The organism is Prosthecodimorpha hirschii, assembly GCF_001305515.1.
GTDB classification, from domain to species: Bacteria; Pseudomonadota; Alphaproteobacteria; order Rhizobiales; family Ancalomicrobiaceae; genus Prosthecodimorpha; species Prosthecodimorpha hirschii.
This window is the reverse complement of sequence record NZ_LJYW01000001.1, coordinates 3,903,133-3,918,194: the sequence shown is the minus strand read 5'-3', so window position 1 is coordinate 3,918,194 and position 15,062 is coordinate 3,903,133. Positions and strand designations below refer to the sequence as shown.

16 protein-coding genes and 1 pseudogene are annotated in these 15,062 nt (G+C 68.4%); 4 read left to right on the top strand and 13 right to left on the bottom strand.

Going from position 1 to position 15,062, the window contains the following annotated elements; genetic code table 11:
* Position 1: 1 nt before the first annotated feature.
* The 4 genes from ABB55_RS17245 to leuD all read right to left on the bottom strand — a co-directional run bounded on the left by ABB55_RS17245 (position 2) and on the right by leuD (position 3,252).
* Entirely contained in the window at positions 2 to 1,324 is a 1,323-nt protein-coding gene (locus ABB55_RS17245; RefSeq protein WP_244472062.1) for an acetylornithine deacetylase/succinyl-diaminopimelate desuccinylase family protein, read from the bottom strand.
* A gap of 160 nt (positions 1,325 to 1,484) precedes the next feature.
* Positions 1,485 to 1,868, bottom strand: coding sequence for a RidA family protein (locus tag ABB55_RS17240; RefSeq protein ID WP_054359906.1), 384 nt, complete (start codon positions 1,866 to 1,868; stop codon positions 1,485 to 1,487).
* A 23-nt stretch (positions 1,869 to 1,891) separates the two neighbouring features.
* On the bottom strand, positions 1,892 to 2,518 hold the full coding sequence (locus ABB55_RS17235) for a LysE family translocator (protein ID WP_054359905.1): 627 nt from the start codon (positions 2,516 to 2,518) through the stop codon (positions 1,892 to 1,894).
* A gap of 128 nt (positions 2,519 to 2,646) precedes the next feature.
* A complete protein-coding gene (gene leuD, locus ABB55_RS17230; RefSeq protein WP_054359904.1) occupies positions 2,647 to 3,252 on the bottom strand; it encodes a 3-isopropylmalate dehydratase small subunit in 606 nt (201 codons plus the stop codon).
* A gap of 268 nt (positions 3,253 to 3,520) precedes the next feature.
* Between leuD and thpR the strand changes: the two genes are divergently transcribed.
* Positions 3,521 to 4,135: an RNA 2',3'-cyclic phosphodiesterase gene (gene thpR / locus ABB55_RS17225; RefSeq protein ID WP_054359903.1), complete on the top strand. Its 615-nt coding sequence runs from the start codon at positions 3,521 to 3,523 to the stop codon at positions 4,133 to 4,135.
* Between the two features lie 183 nt (positions 4,136 to 4,318).
* Positions 4,319 to 4,693 carry a YkvA family protein gene (locus ABB55_RS17220; protein WP_054359902.1) on the top strand — a complete coding sequence of 125 codons (375 nt, stop codon included), beginning with the start codon at positions 4,319 to 4,321 and terminating at the stop codon, positions 4,691 to 4,693.
* Between the two features lie 24 nt (positions 4,694 to 4,717).
* Here ABB55_RS17220 and ABB55_RS17215 read toward each other — a convergent pair whose 3' ends face one another.
* The 3 genes from ABB55_RS17215 to ABB55_RS17205 all read right to left on the bottom strand — a co-directional run bounded on the left by ABB55_RS17215 (position 4,718) and on the right by ABB55_RS17205 (position 7,661).
* Positions 4,718 to 6,214 carry a hypothetical protein gene (locus tag ABB55_RS17215; protein ID WP_152982084.1) on the bottom strand — a complete coding sequence of 499 codons (1,497 nt, stop codon included), beginning with the start codon at positions 6,212 to 6,214 and terminating at the stop codon, positions 4,718 to 4,720.
* A 63-nt stretch (positions 6,215 to 6,277) separates the two neighbouring features.
* Positions 6,278 to 6,676: a carboxymuconolactone decarboxylase family protein gene (locus ABB55_RS17210; RefSeq protein WP_054359900.1), complete on the bottom strand. Its 399-nt coding sequence runs from the start codon at positions 6,674 to 6,676 to the stop codon at positions 6,278 to 6,280.
* Positions 6,677 to 7,094: 418 nt separating this feature from the next.
* Entirely contained in the window at positions 7,095 to 7,661 is a 567-nt protein-coding gene (locus tag ABB55_RS17205) for an AprI/Inh family metalloprotease inhibitor (protein ID WP_140940674.1), read from the bottom strand.
* 498 nt (positions 7,662 to 8,159) lie between these two features.
* Here ABB55_RS17205 and ABB55_RS17200 point away from each other — a divergent pair, with 498 nt between their 5' ends.
* Together ABB55_RS17200 and ABB55_RS17195 are read left to right on the top strand one after the other, a co-directional pair.
* A complete protein-coding gene (locus ABB55_RS17200; protein ID WP_054359899.1) occupies positions 8,160 to 8,735 on the top strand; it encodes a GNAT family N-acetyltransferase in 576 nt (191 codons plus the stop codon).
* A 362-nt stretch (positions 8,736 to 9,097) separates the two neighbouring features.
* Positions 9,098 to 9,634 (top strand): GNAT family N-acetyltransferase, encoded by a 537-nt coding sequence (locus ABB55_RS17195; RefSeq protein WP_054359898.1) that lies wholly within the window; start codon positions 9,098 to 9,100, stop codon positions 9,632 to 9,634.
* A gap of 187 nt (positions 9,635 to 9,821) precedes the next feature.
* Here ABB55_RS17195 and ABB55_RS17190 read toward each other — a convergent pair whose 3' ends face one another.
* The 6 genes and pseudogenes from ABB55_RS17190 to ABB55_RS17165 all read right to left on the bottom strand — a co-directional run bounded on the left by ABB55_RS17190 (position 9,822) and on the right by ABB55_RS17165 (position 14,823).
* Positions 9,822 to 10,601 (bottom strand): succinate dehydrogenase iron-sulfur subunit, encoded by a 780-nt coding sequence (locus tag ABB55_RS17190; protein WP_054359897.1) that lies wholly within the window; start codon positions 10,599 to 10,601, stop codon positions 9,822 to 9,824.
* Positions 10,602 to 10,617: 16 nt separating this feature from the next.
* Positions 10,618 to 11,070, bottom strand: a complete 453-nt coding sequence (locus ABB55_RS17185) for a DUF3052 family protein (RefSeq protein ID WP_054359896.1) — start codon at positions 11,068 to 11,070, stop codon at positions 10,618 to 10,620.
* Position 11,071: 1 nt separating this feature from the next.
* Positions 11,072 to 12,901 carry a succinate dehydrogenase flavoprotein subunit gene (gene sdhA, locus ABB55_RS17180; RefSeq protein WP_054359895.1) on the bottom strand — a complete coding sequence of 610 codons (1,830 nt, stop codon included), beginning with the start codon at positions 12,899 to 12,901 and terminating at the stop codon, positions 11,072 to 11,074.
* Positions 12,902 to 12,956: 55 nt separating this feature from the next.
* Positions 12,957 to 13,295: pseudogene (gene sdhD, locus ABB55_RS17175) on the bottom strand (succinate dehydrogenase, hydrophobic membrane anchor protein); the annotation flags it as partial.
* A gap of 17 nt (positions 13,296 to 13,312) precedes the next feature.
* Positions 13,313 to 13,720 carry a succinate dehydrogenase, cytochrome b556 subunit gene (gene sdhC / locus ABB55_RS17170; protein ID WP_054359893.1) on the bottom strand — a complete coding sequence of 136 codons (408 nt, stop codon included), beginning with the start codon at positions 13,718 to 13,720 and terminating at the stop codon, positions 13,313 to 13,315.
* A gap of 596 nt (positions 13,721 to 14,316) precedes the next feature.
* Entirely contained in the window at positions 14,317 to 14,823 is a 507-nt protein-coding gene (locus ABB55_RS17165) for a DinB family protein (protein ID WP_054362130.1), read from the bottom strand.
* Positions 14,824 to 15,062 lie beyond the last annotated feature (239 nt).

Below are 15,062 nucleotides of genomic sequence, written 5' to 3'. Positions count from 1 at the left end.
GTCAGGACGATGCGCCTCCGGCCAGCGTCAGCGCTGCGGCCGCCATGATCTTGGCCGAGGCGATCATGTCGTCGATCACCACATACTCGTCCGGCTGGTGGGCAAGATCCAGAATACCGGGCCCGTAGGCGACGCAATCGATCACCGATCCGTGCCGCGTGATGTGCTTCTGGTCGTAGGTGCCCGGCGAGGCGATATGGCGCGACGGCTTGCCGAGCACGCGATGGATATAGTGGTCGAGCGCCTTCACGACCGGCGCATCCGGCTCGGTCATGGTCGGCTGGAAGGTCATGATCTCGTCGAGCCGGTAGTCGAGGCCCGGCGTGCCGGCCTTGACCCGGTCCAGGAGCGCCAGGATCTCGCCCTTCACGGCCGCGAAATCCTCCTCGACCAGATAGCGGCGGTCGATCACCAGCCGGCAGGAATCGGCGACGACCGGCGCCGGCAACGTCTCGTCGCGCGGCTCGGCCAGGCCGCCATGGATCGAATTGTAGTTGAGCGTGGCGCTGCGGGCGCCGGGCGGTTCGCACGGCATGCGGGTCTGCCGGCGGGCGAGATCGGGCAGGAGCTCGCCTTCGACCAGGCTCAGGAACGCCGCCATGCCGCGGATCGCATTGATGCCGAGGAACGGCATCGAGCCGTGGCCGATGCGGCCCTTCATCTCGATCTCGGCCCACCAGACGCCGCGATGGCCGAGACAGACCCGGTCGACATCGAGCGGTTCCGGGATGATGACGTGGTCGACCTTGCTGCGGTCGAACCAGCCGTTGCGGGCCAGCCAGCCGACGCCGCCGAAGCCACCGGATTCCTCGTCGCAGGTGCCGGAGACCTCGATCGCGCCGGCGAAGTCCGGGGATTCGGCCAGGATCGCCTCCGCAGCGATGACGCTCGCCGCGATGCCGCCCTTCATGTCGCAGGCGCCGCGGCCATAGACCCGGCCGTCGCGGACCACGCCCGCGAAGGGATCGACCGTCCAGCCGTGCCCGGCCTCGACCACGTCGATATGGCCGTTGAAATGCACCGTGCGGCCCGGCCGGCCGCCGTCGCGCCGGGCGACGACATTGACGCGCGGATAGCGGTCGCTATCGCCCGGCGCCCCGAGCGCACGGGGATAGTCGACCGCAAAGCCGGAGGCCGCGAGCCGGCGGCCGAGATATTCGGCACACTCGCGATAGCCCTCGCCGGGCGGATTGACGGTCGGGAAGCGGATCAGATCGCGGGTCAGATCGACCAGATCGTCGCGCAGCGCGTCGATCCGCCGGAACAGGCGCTCGGCACTGCCCGCCGGCAGCGGGCCGGCGGTATCGGGGCGTGCAGAGGCCAAGATCGCGTCCGTATCCAAGGGCATGCGGTCACTATAGTGCCCGCAGGCCACGCCGCAACCGCCCGAACGGATCGCCGTTCAAATGCGCAACATCGCATCCGTCGGCGCCCGTCGGGGGTCTTCGGAGCCTCTTCGCAGCCGCCGCCGGGCCGCGGCCCGATCAGCCGCGCTTCTTCGCGGTGACCTCGATCTCGACCTTCATCTCCGGCTTGACCAGCCCGCAGACGATCATGGTCGCGGCCGGGCGGATATCGGCGAAGTAGCTGCCGACGACCGGGAAGACGGTGTCCATCATGCCGGCCTCGGTGACGTAGTAGGTCGCGCGGACCACATCGGCGAGGTCGAAGCCGGCCTCCGCGAGCGCCTTGCGGATCGTCTCCATGGCGTTGCGGGTCTGGTCCTCGACGCTGTCCGGCATCTGCATGGCCGCATAGTCGTAGCCGGTGGTGCCGGACACCCAGCACCAGTCGCCGTCGGCGACCGCACGGGAATAGCCGGCAACCTTCTCAAAGGGCGAACCGGTGGAGACGAGCTTTCTGGTCATGGGAACTCCGCAGTGAGATTGGTTCAGGCCTGCGCGGGACGGCGCGCGAACAGGAGCAGGGCGCCGGCGACGATCAGCGCCGTGCCGGAGATCCGGTTGACCAGCGCCAGGCGGCGCGCATCGCGGACGAAGCGCTCCAGCCGGCTGCCGGCGAAGGCATAAAGCGCGACCGCGACCGCTTCGAGCGCCAATGCGGCGGCACCGAGCTGCAGGATCTGCCCGAAGGCAGGCTGCGTCGGATCAACGAAGGGGGCGAAGAAGGCGGTGAAGACCAGCATCGCCTTCGGATTGGTGATCGCGGTCAGAAACTCCCGCCGCGCCAGAGCGGCAAGGCGCGAGGAGCCCTCGGCCTCGGTGAGATCGGAGGCGCCGCCGAGCACCATCTTCAAGCCCAGCCAGACCAGATAGATCGCCCCCGCGATCTTGATGGCGGTGAAGAATTCAGCCGAGGCGGCCAGGGCCGCCCCCAATCCGACCGCCGCCCCCAGGACGAAGCCGGCGAAGGGCGGGAAGCGCCCCGCCGAGGCCAGCAGCGCCGTGCCGAAGCCGTAGCGGGCGCCGTTGGTCATCGCCAACACGTTGTTCGGACCCGGATACATGTTGAGCGCGAAGGCCGCGGGCACGAACAGGGCCCAGGTTTCCGGTGACATCGCAGAAGAGCCCTTGGAACAGAAAGGGGCCACGGCCGGCGTCAGCCGGCCCGATCAGCAGGCAGCAGCACGACCGGCACGCGACGGCGTCGGGGCGTGTGCCTCCCCCCGACGCCCGGCGCCGGAACTCAGGCCCAGGGCTGGACCTCGGCGAGCTTCGTCTCGTAGCTGGTGATCTTGTCGGCCTTCTCGAGGGTCAGGCCGATGTCGTCGAGGCCGTTGAGCAGGCAATGCTTGCGGAACGCGTCGATCTCGAATTTCACGGTGCCGCCATCCGGACCCCGGATTTCCTGCGCCGGCAGGTCGATGGTCAGCGTGGCGTTGGACCCGCGGCCGGCATCGTCGAGCAGCTTCTCCAGGTCTTCCGGGGAGACCACGATCGGCAGGATGCCGTTCTTGAAGCAGTTGTTGTAGAAGATGTCGGCGAAGCTGGTCGAAATGACGCAGCGGATGCCGTAGTCGAGCAACGCCCAAGGCGCGTGCTCGCGGCTCGACCCGCAGCCGAAATTGTTGCCGGCGACGAGGATCTGCGCCTTGCGGTAGGCCTGCTGGTTCAACACGAATTCGGGCTTTTCGACACCGGCTTCGTCGAAGCGCATCTCGAAGAACAGGCCCTTGCCGAGACCGGTCCGCTCGATCGTCTTCAGGAACTGCTTGGGGATGATCATGTCCGTGTCGACATTGACGATCGGCAGCGGCGCGGCCACACCGGTGAGCGTCGTGAACTTGTCCATGGCCTCGTCTCCCGTCCTCGGCAGCCGGCCTTCGCGCAACGCGCGGTCGCCGGCAAGACATGACGCCCGTCGATGACGGATCATGCATTTCGTCGCGCGGGTGAATAGCCTGTTTTCGCGCCGGATCAAAGGGGCTCGGCCGCATTGCCGCCGCGCGGCGGCGAGAGAGCGGCCGCGCCGCCGCGGCTGCTTTCCGTGTTGCACCGCCGAATGGGTCGGCTAACGTCGGCCTACGTGGGGTCCCAGAGAGATTCGGGAGGCGCGCACCATGCCAAGGCTTTTCACAGGCCTCGAGATCCCCGCCGATCTCGCCCTCACCCTGACCGAGTTGCGCGGCGGCCTTCCGGGGGCGACCTGGATCGATCCGGAGAACTATCACGTCACCCTGCGCTTTATCGGCGATGTCGATGAGCGCATCGCCGACGAGATCGCCGACGCCCTGGCCCGGGTCCGCCGGCCGGCCTTCGACGTGCGGATCCGCGGCATCGACTATTTCGGCGGCCGGCAGCCGCATTCCGTCTTCGCCAAGGTCGAACCGACACCGGCGCTGATGGAGCTTCAGGCCGAGCATGAGCGGATCATGCAGCGGCTCGGGCTGGACCCCGAGGGCCGCAAGTACCATCCCCACATCACCATCGCCCGGGTCAAAGGCGCGCAGGCGCGCGACGTCGCGCATTGGCTCGATGTCCGCGGCGGCTTCCCCGGCGGACGCTTCCGCGCCGAACGCGCCGTCCTGTTCTCGTCCAGGGCTTCGAAGGGCGGCGGCCCCTATATCGTCGAGGACGAATATCCGTTCGTGGCGGCGGCCCCGGCGACCCGGCGCGATCCGGTGGTGGTCGCCAGGATGTATCCGCGCGCGATCCGTTCCGTGCCCGCCTCCTGAACCCGCGCGATCTTGAATTTATCCCCGGCGTCACGATTTCAAGGTTCGTGGCCGGCTGCGATCTCGCCATGCCGGCGGATCCCTTCCGCATGCCGGCGGAACCATTCCGCGTCCGCCGTCTTGTCAGGTCGCAACCTCGCCGGACCGTATGCAGGGCCGGCCCATCGGGAGTTCGCCAGAACCATGGACCAGCGCATCTTTCTCGACCCCGAAATCGTCGGGCCGGAAGACGAGCGCGAGGCGAAGGTCCGGGCCGGCTTCTGGGCGTCCCTGCGCCGCGCGGCCCGCGCCATCCCGTTCTCGACCGATCTGGTCGCCGCCTATTATTGCGCGCTCGATCCGACGACGCCGCGGCGGGTCCGCCTGACGCTGCTCGGCGCCCTCGCCTATTTCGTGATGCCGGCCGATCTCCTGCCGGACTTCCTGCCTCTGGTCGGCTTCACCGACGATGCCACCGTGCTGATCACGGCGATCGGCATGGTCACGGGCCATATCCGCGACGAGCACCGACAGGCTGCCGAGAAGGCCCTGTCCGAAGGCGCCGCGACCCAACAATAGTCGGCCCGTCGGCCTGGGCCGCGATCACTCGACCGGAGCCTGACCGGTCCCGGCAAGAGCGCCGACGTGAGGGTCCAGGCAGGCGAGATGCGCCGGCCGGCCGGCCAGATAGACCTGCGCCCGCGATGCGGCCAGGACGCGATCCTTTTCGGTGTCGAGCACGGCCAGGACGAAGGCCGCCATCGGCCTGCCGGCGGCCGCCGCAGCCTCCAGCCCGGCGCGCAGGTCCGGCCCTGCGGCATCGCCCTGACCCTGGATCGCGTCCCGGAATATGACCCGGAGCTCCTTCGACGGCGCCACGACGGCCGCCTGCGCCAGGGCGGCATCGGCGGCCTCCGGATCGGCCTCGGCGTAGCCATGCGCGGCCCGGACGATGTGCAGACGGGCGTTGAAGGCATCGTGGCGGAGCGCCAGGTCGATCAGGGCGAGCCGCTCGCCCGGCTCGAGCTTCGCCGCCGTCGAGAGCCGGTCGAAACGCAGGGCGACGCGGCAGGCAAAGGCCGTCTGCCGGCCGGATATCGCGACCTCGCGCGCCGCCGCCTCGGCGGCGAGCCGCGTCCGGATCAGCGAGACGATCTCGTCCGGTTCGAGGCCGCCGTTTGACGGCGCCAGCTGCACGGGTCCTGCCAGCGCGGCCGTCCCGGCAAAGGCGCTCTGGCCGGCATGAAGGCGGTGCAGGCGCGTCATCAGGGTGATCTCGAAGATGGCCCGCTCCAGTTTCGACATCCCCGCGAGGTCGACCGTGTCGGAGATGGGTCTCGCCGCATGGCGCTTCGCGAGATGGGACATGAAGGCCCGATCTTCCCCGAACAGGATGACCGCGTGACGGGCGGCCCGCTCTTGCACCACGATCGCCTCGGCGACCGGATAGGAGATCGCCTTGGTGACCATACGGGCATCCGTCCGGTAGTCGCCGTAGATCACGTCGCCGGCCCGCAGATGCACCCCGACGGCTCTCGCCGGCAGCGGCAAGGCCGCGGCCTTGCGGCGCGCGGCCTCGAGCGCGGGGACGAATTCGATGGCGTCGAACGCCGCCCGGCAGAGCGCGCGGTATTCCTGGGCGGTCCAGAACTGCGGCAGTTCATGTCCGATCGGCCGCCAATGCGCCCGCACCGCGACGACACCCTGCGGCGGCGCCCGGCCGGACTGGATCGCATCCCGGACCGCGCCGAGTTCGGCGACCCCCGACAGGCCTTTCGGTGCGCCCGGACCGCGGTGCCGCTCCAAGAAGGCCGGTGCGAAAATCTCGGTGACCGGCCCCATGGCATGGGTGTCCGGGTCGCCGGCCGTCATCGGCGGCCAGTCCAGTTCAACCGTCCCGCCGGCCCGTCGCGCCAGCGCGAGGGCATTGATCAGGCTGCTGAGCCGCGCGCCCAGGCCGTCGCGCTGGTGGACCAGGAAGCGCCAGCCGGAGGATACACCCTGCCCCTGCCATTCCAGCCATTTCGGCAACGCGCCGGAAGGCTTCGATCCGCCTGGCGCCGGCGCGCTCTTGGTATCCCGCAATCCGACGCTGGTCATCGCGCTCCGTGTCCGCCTTGGCGCATCGGGCCGAAGACGCCCCCGCCCCACCTTCCGCCGGCATCAGCCGACCTTGAAAATCTCGTCCACCGGGACCTGCATGGCCGTGACCAGCCGATTGGTCTCGGCCGCCATGCCGATCACGGCGAAGAGTTCCATCAGTTCCTGATCGCTCACGCCCTTGGCCCGCGCCGCAGCGGTGTGGGAATGGATGCAGTATTCGCAGGATTGCGCGACCGAGACCGCGATATAGATCAGTTCCTTGACCTTCGGGTCGAGCTGACCGGGGCCCATCACCGCCTTGAGGCTCTCCCAGGTGCGCTTCAGCAGGGCCGGATCGTTGGCCAGCGCACGCCAGAAATTGTTGATGAAATCGGTCTTCCGGGTCGCGCGGATGTCGTCGATCACCGCCCTGGCCTCAGGGCTCATCTGATCGTCGGCGAGAAGCGGCATGGTGGCCATGGTGGGGGTTCCTTGCGAGCCCGCAAGGTCGCCGACGCTGCCGACGGGGTCAAGCCGGCGCATGGCCCATCACCGGCGCTGTCGTGCAGCGGAACAAGGCCGCGACGGTTCGCTTCCCGGGCGACCGCAAGCGACGCTGCGGCACGACAGGACCGCGGCCGGGAGCCGTCGTGGCGCGCCCACGGGCCTCAGACCCTGTGCGATCCGCCGCAGGTGCCTTCGCGGGTCGGCGCGAAATGCTCAAGAACACCCGGTCGGGCACGCGAGACGCCGAAGGTCTTCGCTGGGGCCAGCGCCAGACGCTGAGATCCCTTGTCCGGAGTCAGCGCCAGACGCTGACCTCTCTGTCCTGGGTCAGCGCGAGACGCTGATCACTCTCTCCTGGGTCAGCGCGAGACGCTGAGCACCCTCTCCTGGGTCAGCGCGAAACGCTGACCGGGAGCCGCTCGCTGGTCTGGCCCGAGAAACGCTCCGGTCCGGCGCCGTAGAGCGTCGCCACGATGGAGCCGTCCGCCCCCTTCAGGGCAACCTGCTTGCCGCTCAGATCCCAGGCGGAGATCCGCTGCAACTGCGGCGAGGTGCAGCCGCGGGTGTTGGCGCGATAGCCACCGGACCACGTGGTCAGCGTCATGAAGAGCTGGCAACTGTCGGTCCCCGACGCGATCTTCCAGGCCCCGAGGACCTCGGTGCGACCGATCGGCGGCGCCTTTTCGGGCGAGGGCGGCGGGCCGGGATCGACGGCCGCCACGGGTCCGGGCGCGCCCGGCGGCGGCATGTCGCCGGCCATGCCCGGGCCCGGCTGTCCGGGAACCGGCGGCAGCGGCTGGAGCGAGCCTTGGGTGACCGGCTTGGTCGGTGCGGCGGGCAGTGGCTCGTATTGGGCAGCCGGCGCCGGCCCTCCCATATCCGACATCCCCAATCGGCCACAGCCGGCCAGCATGGTGGTGGCGACCAGCGCCAGCACGGCCGCGTGGCGTCCCGTCATGTCTCTTGCTCCGATCCCCGTCGCGACCGAACCGATTCGTCGCGTTGTCAGCATTACCGCATCCGGCCGTGTCAAGGCGACCGGAAATCCGCCGCGGACCGGCGTTCCGCCCGTGTCTGAACGGCGTTGATGGCTATTTTTCGATGCCCGGCCGAATCCCGGCCCGACGGGCGCCGATTCCACGCCCGATCCTCGAGGTTGCGCCACGCCGGGGCCGGTCGCCGCCGCAGACCGGCCGGCGGGGGTCCGCGGCGGCACCGGCACGTCCGCTGCGCCAATTCGTGATGGCAGCGATGCCAAGAGGGGTTGGATTTGCCATAGAGCCGCCCCATATTGCAGTGCAATATAGACCATGAGGGACGCCCTCCGTTGCCGGAACAGGCCGCGGATCGCCGCCGACCCGCCGCCGCAGAACCCGTATCGGGCCGGTGGACCAGACGGGTCGAATCCCAACCGGGCCACCCGGCCGTCGCAAGCCGGGCGCGCGAGGACATGACAATGAAAACGATCACCGACGGGGGCACAGTGCGCAAGCTCTGGCTCGCCGACCGCGGCGCCTTTCGGGACCATCTTTTGCGTCTCGACCCGATCTCCCGCCACCAGCGCTTCGCGATGGGGGCGTCCGACGACTTCGTCATCCGCTATGCGGAGACGAGCTTCAACCTAGACACGCTGATTCACGGCTGGTTCGCGGACGATCGGCTGGTCGGCGCCGGCGAATTGCGCGGCCTGCCGCAGAATGCCAAGGAAGCCGAAGCGGCCTTCAGCGTGGAGGCCGACTGGCAGCTCAAGGGCGTCGGCTCCGCGCTGATGGAAAAGACGCTGCTCGCCGCCCGCAACCGGCGCATCCGGCGCGTCTACATGAACTGCCTCGCCTCGAACCGGCACATGCAGCGCCTCGCCCGCCGGTTCGGTGCGGAACTGGAGTTCGAATCCGGCGACGTCGTCGGCCTCGTGCTGCCGGACGGCCCGACCCCGGGCAGCTATTTCCGGGAAGCCGTCGCCGACGCCCATGGCTGGACCACCGCCATCTTCGACCTGCAGCGTCGCATGGTGGCGCCGACGCGGGCCTGATACCGACGGTCATGGAATGATCGTCGGCATTCGACACGCGGATTTCTCATGCCTCTGCCGCCCATGAGACATTCGCGGCACGTCAACGGCCCGGTGCGTCGGCATCCTGGGCCGTTGCTGTGATCGGTACCGGTCCGGGATCTCAAGCCGCTGAACGGCCTCGGCATTCCGGACGCGGTTAACGAATGGTTCACCCCTTTCGCCGAAATTGACTCGAAGGCGGGCGATCCGGTCTTCCTGCGTCGCATGGCCGGCGCGGGGACGGGATCGCCGCCGGCCTTCGGCGCACCGGCACGAGGCGGGCGAATCGTTTCGCACGGGCGCCGACGACGAGCCAGTTCGAGCACGCGCGGGACCCGGACATGAGTGAAGACATCCTCGTACGGCTTCTCTGCGCCTCCGAACTCGAGGCCTATCTCGACCACATGATGCGCCTCGACGGCCCGGCCCGCGCCCAGCGCTTCGCGGCCGGCGTCGACGATCACTTCATCCTGTCGCACTGCCTGCACATGATCGTCTCGCGGACCAGCCTGATCGGCGTCTTCGTCGACGGCACCCTGCGCGGCGCCGCCGAACTCGAGGTCGACGACGACGGCGCCACCGGCGAACTGGTCATGGCGATCGAGAAGCCCTGGCGCGGCCGCGGGCTCGGCCGGCAGCTCGCCGCCGCGGCGATCGCCGAGGCCCGCCGCCGCGGGGTCGGCGCGATCCGGATCGATATCGAGGCGACCGACGAGGCCACGCGCGCCATCGCGCTCGGCCACGGCTTCCGCTCGCAGGGCGGCCGGCGCACGGTGACCTACCAGCTCACGCTCGACGGCAGCAGCCGTGATGAGACTGGCGAAACGCCGTCCTCGCGCTGGTGGAACCCCTTCCGCACCGCCGCCCGATCCGCGTAGGCGCATGCCCGCGGATCGAATGGCCCATCCTGCAGGCGGATGGGCGATGGGCCACCCGGCCGCATCCGGCAGAAGCGCGCGAACGCTCTCCAGACCGCTGAAAGAATGAGGCACCTGAAAGAATGCGGCCGCCACCTTCCGGTGACGGCCGCCATCTCGACATCCCGGCAGCGCAGGCGACGGCGGGTCAGACCCGCCGCTCGACCATCATCTTCTTGATCTCGGCGATCGCCTTGGCCGGGTTCAGGCCCTTCGGGCAGGTGTTGGCGCAGTTCATGATCGTGTGGCAGCGATACAGGCGGAACGGATCCTCGAGATTGTCGAGCCGCTCGCCGGTCGCCTCGTCGCGGCTGTCGATCAGCCAGCGATAGGCCTGCAGCAGCACTGCCGGACCGAGATAGCGGTCGCCGTTCCACCAGTAGCTCGGGCAGGAGGTCGAGCAGGAGGCGCACAGAATGCACTCGTAGAGACCGTCGAGCTTCTCGCGATCCTCGCGCGACTGCTTCCATTCGATCTGCGGCGTCGCCGACACCGTCTTCAGCCAGGGCTCGATCGAGCGGTGCTGAGCGTAGAAGTTGGTCAGATCCGGCACCAGATCCTTGATCACCGGCATATGCGGCAACGGATAGATCTTGATGGCGCCCTTCACCTCGTCCATGCCTTTGGTGCAGGCGAGCGTGTTGAGGCCGTCGATATTCATCGCGCAGGAGCCGCAGATGCCTTCGCGGCAGGAGCGGCGGAAGGTCAGCGTCGGGTCGATCTTGTTCTTGATGTAGAGCAGACCGTCCAGGATCATCGGCCCGCAATCGTCCAGATCGACATAGAAGGTGTCGATCTGCGGATTGCGCCCGTCATCCGGATTCCAGCGATAGACCTGGTATTCCTTCAGCCGCGTCGCATTGGCCGGCTTCGGCCAGGTCTTGCCCAGCTGCATGCGGCTGTTCTTGGGCAGTGCAAGCTCGACCATCGTGTCGTCCTTCGCCTCAACCGTCCTGCGCCCCGAGCGTCCGGCGGAGATCCTTGCGGATCACGAGCTTCAAGCCCGACCAGATCGCGTCGACCGCGCAAACCTTCACATCCACCAACCCCAAGGGCAGCGCCACGTCGCGAACCACATCCTCGGTCACGTCCGTCGCCACCTTCGCGGCCTTCTTGGGCCAGGCGACCCAGATCATTCCGGCCGGCCTGATCGCCGCGATCATCCCCGCCAGACCCGCCGCGAGATCGGCGCGCCGGGCGGTGAAACCGAGGATCAGATCCAGCCGGGCCGGCGGGCCGAAACCCACCCAGGCCTCCGTCCGGATCATGCCGGCAAAGGAGGCCGCCGCGGCGAGCGCCTCAAGTTCCGGGGGCAGGCCGACGAAGGCCACCTGCTGGCCGTCCGCAAGCCCGAGCTTGCGCGGCAGAGGCGTGCCCGAGTAGCCCGCCCCGGTCACATCAGTAGACCCGCGCCTTCGGCTCGATATAGGCGATGTCGTTGGACATCGTGTAGGTATGCACCGGGCGGTAGTCGAGCGTCACCTTGCGGGTGTCGTCGCTGGCCCAGGCGAGGGTGTGCTTCATCCAGTTGGCGTCGTCGCGGTCCGGAAAGTCCTCGCGGGCATGGGCGCCGCGGCTTTCCTGGCGGTTGGCGGCGGAGTCCATGGTCACGACCGCCTGGGTGATCAGGTTGTCGAATTCGAGCGTCTCGATCAGATCCGAATTCCAGACCATCGAACGGTCGGTGACCTTCACGTCGCCGATGCCGCTCCACACGTCGTGGATCAGCTTCTGGCCTTCGCTCAGCACGTCGCCGGTGCGGAACACCGCACAGTTGGTCTGCATGACGCGCTGCATCTTGAGCCGCAGCTCGGCCGTAGGCGTACCGCCCGAGGCGTAGCGGAAGCGGTCGAGGCGCGACAGCGCCAGGTCGCCGGCGCCCTTGGGCAGGTCCGGCTGGCGCTCGCCGCGCCGGATCGTCTCCGCGCAACGCAGGCCGGCGGCGCGGCCGAACACGACGAGGTCGATCAGCGAGTTGGAGCCGAGGCGGTTGGCGCCGTGGACCGACACGCAGGCCGCCTCGCCGATCGCCAGGAGGCCCGGGACGATGCAGTCCGGATCGCCGCCCTTCTTGGTCAGCACCTCGCCGTGGAAGTTCGTCGGGATGCCGCCCATGTTGTAGTGGACGGTCGGCAGCACCGGGATCGGCTCCTTGGTCAGGTCGACGCCGGCGAAGATCTTCGCCGATTCCGTGATGCCCGGCAGGCGCTCGGCCAGGATCGCGGGATCCAGATGGCTCAAGTGCAGGTGGATGTGATCCTTGTTCTTGCCGACGCCGCGGCCCTCGCGGATTTCGATCGTCATGGCGCGGCTGACCACGTCACGCGAGGCGAGATCCTTGGCCGAGGGGGCATAGCGCTCCATGAAGCGCTCGCCCTCGGAATTGGTCAGGTAGCCGCCCTCGCCGCGGGCGCCCTCGGTGATCAGCACGCCGGCGCCGTAGATGCCGGTCGGGTGGAACTGCACGAACTCCATGTCCTGCAGCGGCAGGCCGGCGCGCAGCACCATGGCGTTGCCGTCGCCCGTGCAGGTATGGGCGGAGGTGCAGGAGAAATAGGTGCGGCCGTAGCCGCCGGTCGCCAGGATGGTCTTGGCGCAGCGGAAGCGGTGCAGCGTGCCGTCTTCCATGCACAGTGCGATCACGCCGCGGCAGGCGCCATCGTCGTCCATGATCAGGTCGATGGCGAAATACTCGATGAAGAACTCGGCCGAGTAGCGCAGCGACTGTCCGTAGAGCGTGTGCAGGATGGCGTGGCCGGTGCGGTCGGCGGCGGCGCAGGTGCGCTGGGCGCGGCCCTTGCCGAAATGGGTGGTCATGCCGCCGAAGGGCCGCTGGTAGATCTTGCCTTCCTCGGTGCGCGAGAAGGGCACGCCCCAATGCTCGAGCTCGTAGACCGCATCCGGCGCGTTGCGGCACAGATACTCGATCGCGTCCTGGTCGCCGAGCCAGTCGGAGCCCTTGACGGTGTCGTACATGTGCCAGCGCCAGTCGTCCTCGCCCATGTTGCCGAGCGAGGCCGAGATGCCGCCCTGGGCGGCGACGGTGTGCGAGCGGGTCGGGAAGACCTTGGTGATGCAGGCCGTCTTGAGGCCGGCCTCGGAGCAGCCGGTGACGGCCCGCAGCCCCGCGCCGCCGGCCCCGACCACCACCACGTCGAAGGTGTGGTCGATGAACGGATAGGCGCCGTTGAGCGCGGAGGGGGCGGCGGTGGTCTTGGATTCGGCCATGGGTGCTGTGTCCGAGCGTTCAGATGCCGAAGGAGAGCTTCACGACGGCCCAGACGCACGCGATGGCCATCAGGGCGCAGAAGAAGGTGTTGGCGAGAACCAGCGCCGTCTTGGTCGGCTCGGTGTGGATGTAGTCCTCGATGACCACCTGCATGCCGAGATGCATGTGGTGGATGCCGGCGAGGAGCGTGGCGAGCAGCGTGATGGCGACCAGCGGATGGCCGAGCAGCGCGACGGCGTCGGCATGGCTGCGGCCGGGGATCGCGATCACCACGCCGACCACGATCAGGGTCAGCGGAACGAGCGCCACCGAGGTGACCCGCTTCTGCCAGAAGTGGTGGGTACCGTCATGGGCGGAGCCGAGACCGCGGACGCGGCCGAGCGGGGTGCGCATCGACATCGGAGTTCTCCTCAACGGACCACGAGGGCGACGATCCAGGTCAGGACCGTCAGGACGGCCGACCCGATCAGCGTGAACTTGGCCATCGCCATCCGGCTCTGCAGCTCGAAGCCCTTGCCGGTGTCCCAGATCAGGTGACGGATGCCGCCGAGCGTGTGGTGCCAGAGCGCGAAGGTGAAGCCGAACAGGACCAGGAGGCCGAGGAAGGAGCCGAAGAACCACTGCACGGTGTCGTAGCTCGCCTTGCCGGACGCCGCCGCGACCAGCCAGATCGCGACCAGCAGCGTGCCGCCGTAGAGCGCCGCACCGGTGATGCGATGGGCGATCGACATCGCCATCGTCCAGGAGAACCGGTAGATCTGCAGGTGCGGCGAGAGCGGGCGCGCGGGTCCGCTCGCTTTGCTTTCCGTGGTCGACATCGGCACTGGTCCGTCCGTTGAAGGCGGTCGTCGTTGAAGCGAACTCGTTCGGGCGGTCCGGATCGAATGCGGCGCCGGGTCCCCCCCCGACGCGCCTCGTTCTGCAGGCCCCCCGCCCGACGGGTCTAGGTTCTAATCCCTTTTGCTGCTCTGCGTCAAAACGTCCAAAGGGATTACGTCGCAATCCATCGCCCGGACGGCTCGCGTCGGGAAAAAATGCTCAACCATTGCTATCCTGGCATGCCATATACCTGAAATATCTCACCGTCATACGCATGAAGCCGTCACGCACACAAGACCTTGCAGTGCAGCATGCACGGGATGACGGGCAGGGTCTCGCGAGACCGGGCGGTGCGGCGTCCGGTCCTTCGCGCGGGTCCCGGTCGACCGGACCAAGGGCCTGATTCGAGATTGCTTTCCGCGCTGCCCCATCCCGCGCCCGCGCCCCGCCGCCTCGGTCCGGCAGCCCGATGCCGAGCGGCAAGACCGGCGCGGGCCGAGACCCGTCGGACGGCGGGACGACCGGCACCGCGCCGCGCAGGCCGGTCGACGGCACCCGGGCGCCGCCGCCCGAGCGGGAGCCGGCCAAGCGCCGATCACATCCCGATCCCGGTCTCTCGCTGGAACAAGATCAGGTCGAGGTCCGGCGCGCGGCCGGCGGAGCGGGTCAGGATCACATGCGCCTGGCCGCGATGGTGGGTCTGGTGGTTGAAGAAATGGGCGAGCGCAGGCGCGAGCGGCTGCGTCACGGGCTCGGGCCGCGTCACCGGAACATAGGTGAAGGTCGCCGCAAGCCGAGCCGCGTCCAGGCCGTCGACCCAGTCGACGATGCGCCGGTCCTCGGCGAAACGGGCCGCGGTCAGCCCCGCGAGGTCGTCATGCAGGATCGCGTCGAGCCGGTTCGGCGCCTCGCCCGCACCGGTGAACCGGCGCATCCAGATGCGATCGCCGACCAGAATATGGTTAAGCGTCCGATGCAGCGACCCGAAAAAGGCCCCGTGATCGGCCCGATAGTCGGCCTCCGGAAGCGCCGCGGCGGCTTCGTAGAGCCGCCGGTTGGCCCAGGCATTGTAGCCGGCGAACATGCGGAAATGGTCGAGCATCGATTGGCCCTTCATGTCAGTGGTCGGGCCTGAGGGTGCCCGGGCGGGGGCCGCCGCGCAACCGATCCGGCGTCGAGCGCAGCCGTCCGGCAGAGACGCAGCAGTCCCCTCCACCGCGGGCATCAGTGGGCTATTTTACCGTATCTATAAATTTCAGATTGTATTTTATTTTTGTTGCAACTTTATTTTAGTAGGCTCAAGATCAGACCAATAATAATCCTGCATTTTAGAATCCCCTC

Excerpts from the sequence above, each read along its gene's own strand:
- ABB55_RS17200 (WP_054359899.1), top strand. The coding sequence starts at position 8,160 with ATGAAAACGATCACCGACGGGGGCACAGTGCGCAAGCTCTGGCTCGCC.
- ABB55_RS17195 (WP_054359898.1), top strand. The coding sequence starts at position 9,098 with ATGAGTGAAGACATCCTCGTACGGCTTCTCTGCGCCTCCGAACTCGAG.
- ABB55_RS17190 (WP_054359897.1), bottom strand. The coding sequence starts at position 10,601 with ATGGTCGAGCTTGCACTGCCCAAGAACAGCCGCATGCAGCTGGGCAAG.
- ABB55_RS17240 (WP_054359906.1), bottom strand. The coding sequence starts at position 1,868 with ATGACCAGAAAGCTCGTCTCCACCGGTTCGCCCTTTGAGAAGGTTGCC.
- ABB55_RS17215 (WP_152982084.1), bottom strand. The coding sequence starts at position 6,214 with ATGACCAGCGTCGGATTGCGGGATACCAAGAGCGCGCCGGCGCCAGGC.
- sdhA (WP_054359895.1), bottom strand. The coding sequence starts at position 12,901 with ATGGCCGAATCCAAGACCACCGCCGCCCCCTCCGCGCTCAACGGCGCC.
- thpR (WP_054359903.1), top strand. The coding sequence starts at position 3,521 with ATGCCAAGGCTTTTCACAGGCCTCGAGATCCCCGCCGATCTCGCCCTC.
- ABB55_RS17235 (WP_054359905.1), bottom strand. The coding sequence starts at position 2,518 with ATGTCACCGGAAACCTGGGCCCTGTTCGTGCCCGCGGCCTTCGCGCTC.
- ABB55_RS17165 (WP_054362130.1), bottom strand. The coding sequence starts at position 14,823 with ATGCTCGACCATTTCCGCATGTTCGCCGGCTACAATGCCTGGGCCAAC.
- ABB55_RS17205 (WP_140940674.1), bottom strand. The coding sequence starts at position 7,661 with ATGACGGGACGCCACGCGGCCGTGCTGGCGCTGGTCGCCACCACCATG.
- ABB55_RS17210 (WP_054359900.1), bottom strand. The coding sequence starts at position 6,676 with ATGGCCACCATGCCGCTTCTCGCCGACGATCAGATGAGCCCTGAGGCC.
- leuD (WP_054359904.1), bottom strand. The coding sequence starts at position 3,252 with ATGGACAAGTTCACGACGCTCACCGGTGTGGCCGCGCCGCTGCCGATC.
- sdhC (WP_054359893.1), bottom strand. The coding sequence starts at position 13,720 with ATGTCGACCACGGAAAGCAAAGCGAGCGGACCCGCGCGCCCGCTCTCG.
- ABB55_RS17220 (WP_054359902.1), top strand. The coding sequence starts at position 4,319 with ATGGACCAGCGCATCTTTCTCGACCCCGAAATCGTCGGGCCGGAAGAC.